Annotated in this window: 2 protein-coding genes; one reads left to right on the top strand and one right to left on the bottom strand. The window is 66.7% G+C overall.

The window, feature by feature from the left end; genetic code table 11:
- A partial coding sequence (locus tag AADR41_RS41820; RefSeq protein WP_342287684.1) for an SIMPL domain-containing protein occupies positions 1–603 on the bottom strand: 603 nt, incomplete at its 3' end.
- A gap of 180 nt (positions 604–783) precedes the next feature.
- Between AADR41_RS41820 and AADR41_RS41815 the strand changes: the two genes are divergently transcribed.
- Entirely contained in the window at positions 784–2,595 is a 1,812-nt protein-coding gene (locus tag AADR41_RS41815; RefSeq protein WP_342287683.1) for a bifunctional metallophosphatase/5'-nucleotidase, read from the top strand.
- Positions 2,596–2,717: the final 122 nt, after the last annotated feature.

The following is a 2,717-nucleotide window of genomic DNA, read 5'->3' as shown; positions in this document are numbered from 1 at the left end:
ACAGGCTCCCGCGAAGGCGGCTCTGCCGCGTGGGGCGCCGGGTGCGGCGGGGACGGGTGGGGCGGTGTTCTCCGCGCCGAGGTCGGCGAGTTCGACGAGTGCGGTGAGGTGGGCGCCTAGGGCGTCGGCGTACTCGCGGGCGCGTTGGACGGCTTCGTGGACGGCCTGGCGGCGGGCGGTTGCGTGTGCGGGCGAGTCGGGGCGCAGTCCCCACCAGGGACCGTTGACCCGGGTCATTTCGAGGTCGGCGATGCGGGTGGTGAATTCGCCCAGGGCGGTGAAGTCGTTGAGTACCGCGGTGATGTGGACGCGGCCGTGGTAGGCGTGGATTTGTTCGTTGCGGCCCTTCTGGGTGAGTTCGGGCGTGATGGAGAATGCGCCGGTTTCGAGTTTTTCCACGGCTTGTCCGTGGGAGCGTGCGAGTTCGAGTACCTGGTCGTTGCGGCGGGTGAGGTCTTCGAGGGCGTTGCGGCGGTTCTTGCCGCGGGCGGTGACGGTGATGCCGATGCGGGCCGTTTCGGGGTCGACCTCCAGGCGGGCTTCGCCGCGGACGGCGACGCGGGGGTGTTCGGGGGTGCCGTAGGACGGTGGGGTGTCGGTCATGGGTCCACTGTGGCACTCGGGTCCGACAGCGGCTGGTCACCAGATCGAAACCCGTCAGGGGTGTTGCGTGGCGTGGCTCCTGGGTCAGAATCTACGCGCGTTGTGTGCGGTGGCCTTGTTGCCGAGGAGCCGCTTCGCGCGAGAACCGAGTTGCGTGAGAACTGAGATGTGGGAGACGAAATGCCGCTGAACCGTAGGACGTTCCTGGGCACATCGGCGGCCGCCGGTGCGGGTGTGGCGATCGCGGGGGCCTCGGGTGCGCCCGCCTCGGCGCACGGTCACGGGCATGGGCACGGTCACGGGCGTCCGCCGAAGCGGTATTCGTTCACGGTGATGGGCACCACCGATCTGCACGGGAACGTCTTCAACTGGGACTACTTCACGGACAAGGAGTTCGACGACAAGGCGCACAACGATGTCGGTCTGGCGAAGATCTCGACCCTGGTGGACCAGGTGCGCCGGGAGAAGGGCCGTCGCAATACGCTGATGATCGATGCCGGTGACACCATCCAGGGCACCCAGCTGTCGTACTACTACGCCAAGATCGATCCGATCACGGCGAAGCGCGGTCCGGTGCATCCGATGGCTCAGGCGATGAACGCGATCGGGTACGACGCCGCGGCGCTCGGCAACCACGAGTTCAACTACGGCATCCCGGTGCTGCGGAAGTTCGAGGAGCAGTGCGACTTCCCGCTGCTGGGTGCGAACGCGCTGGACGCGAAGACCTTGCGGCCGGCGTTCGCGCCGTATGTCATCAAGCGGATGCGTACCCCGCACGGCCGGGATGTGAAGGTCGCGATCCTGGGGCTGACCAACCCGGGGATCGCCATCTGGGACAAGGCGAACGTCAGCGGGAAGATGGTGTTCCCGGGGCTGGAGGAGCAGGCGGCGAAGTTCGTGCCGCGGCTTCGTTCGATGGGTGCGGACGTGGTGATCGTCTCGGCGCACTCGGGCAACAGCGGTACGTCGTCGTACGGTGACCAGATCCCGTACGTCGAGAACGCGGCCGGTCTGGTGGCCGAGCAGGTTCCGGGCATCGACGCCATTCTCGTCGGGCACGCGCACCTGGAGATTCCCGAGTACTTCGTGGAGAACAAGCAGACCGGCAAGAAGGTGGTGCTCTCGGAGCCGTTGAAGTGGGGGCAGCGGCTGACGCTGTTCGACTTCGACCTGGTGTGGGAGAAGGGCCGCTGGGTGGTGGAGAAGGCGGGTTCGCAGGTGCTGAACTCCAACACCGTGGCCGAGGACCCGAAGATCACCCGGCTGCTGGCGGACGAGCACAAGAAGGTCGTGGCGTACGTCAACCAGGTCATCGGTACGTCGACGGCGGCGATGACGACGGCGGAGGCGGCCTGGAAGGACGAGCCGATCATCGATCTGATCAATGTGGTTCAGGCGGAGACGGTGAAGGCGGCGCTGGCGGGTGGCGCGTACGCGGCGCTTCCGGTGTTGTCGCAGGCGTCGTGTTTCTCGCGTACGGCGCAGATTCCGGCCGGGAATGTGACGATCAAGGATGCGGCGGGTCTGTATCCGTTCGAGAACACGCTTGAGGCGCGGTTGCTGACCGGTGCGCAGCTGAAGGACTACCTGGAGTTCTCGGCGCGGTACTACGTGCAGACTCCGGCGGGTGCGCCGGTGGACACCGCGAAGCTGACGAACGCGGACAACACTCCGGACTACAACTACGACGCGGTGTCGGGGCTGACGTACGAGATCGACGTCGCGAAGCCGAATGGCTCGCGGATCGTGAATCTCTCGTTCGAGGGCAAGCCGATCGACCCGGCGGCGGAGTTCGTGCTGGCGGTGAACAACTACCGGGCCAGTGGTGGCGGGAACTTCCCGCATGTCGCGGGTGCCAAGCAGTTGTGGGCGAATTCGGAGGAGATCCGCAACACGATCATCGCCTGGGTGCAGGCGAAGGGTTCGGTGGACGGTGCGCAGTTCGCGTCGGTGGACTGGCGGCTGACGCGTGAGGGTACGCCGGTGTTCTAGGGGTTGTTCCGGTGGGCGGCCGTCTTCTCCTTCGGGAGGGGGCGGCCGCCTTCTGTGCGGTGGGTGTCAGTTGTTCCGGGCGAGGGGGATGAGGTCGGGGCCCTGGGTGGGGACGCGTGGGG

The sequence above is a fragment of the Streptomyces sp. CLV115 genome (assembly GCF_038448545.1).
Classification (GTDB): Bacteria; Actinomycetota; Actinomycetes; order Streptomycetales; family Streptomycetaceae; genus Streptomyces; species Streptomyces sanglieri.
The sequence above is the reverse complement of the archived record's forward strand: the minus strand, read 5'-3'. Positions and strand labels throughout refer to the sequence as shown.